The organism is Flavobacterium rhizophilum (assembly GCF_046000485.1).
Lineage (GTDB): Bacteria > Bacteroidota > Bacteroidia > Flavobacteriales > Flavobacteriaceae > Flavobacterium > Flavobacterium rhizophilum.
In genome coordinates this window covers 1-517 of record NZ_JBELQB010000076.1, presented here as the reverse complement: position 1 = coordinate 517, position 517 = coordinate 1, and the positions used below count along the sequence as shown (strand labels likewise).

General features: G+C 57.3%; 1 protein-coding gene. It reads right to left on the bottom strand.

Going from position 1 to position 517, the window contains the following annotated elements; all coding sequences use genetic code 11:
* Positions 1–517: GumC domain-containing protein (locus ABS768_RS17840; protein ID WP_408076268.1), on the bottom strand; the 517-nt coding region annotated here is incomplete at both ends.

The window sequence follows — 517 nt, the reverse complement described above, 5'->3', positions numbered from 1 at the left end:
ATCAAGCGTTGTGAACTAGAGTAGTCAATCGCCGCACGTTCTGATCGTTCGAGCTGCTGCTTGGCGTCAGCGAGTTGCCCGGCAATGAATTGGCGGGCGTAGGCACTAGCATCGTAGCGACGCTGGAGGTCGGTGCGAATGTAGCTTTCCGCGAAGCTATCGGCAATGCGAGCGGCCAACCGGGGGTCGGGGCTGCGAAAGCTAATTGTCGCAATCCGCGAATCCGGCGGCAGGCTGACGCTCATATTGTCGTGCAATATGGCTAGTACCTGTTCCTCCTGCGCTTGACGCGGTGTTAAGATGTTGGATGGCTTAAGCGTGAGCGGTGCCCGCATCGCCTTAAGGAACTGGGTATTACCAAACAGGTGCTGGTCACGTGCTACCGCCATCGCGACCGAACGGCTCCGGATTACGTCGAGCTGGGTCTGCAAAAATCGCTCGGCATCGATCGGATTACGCGATTGCTCGGTCTCGTCGGCTTTCAGGATACGGGTCGACTGTTCTTCGATTTTCACCG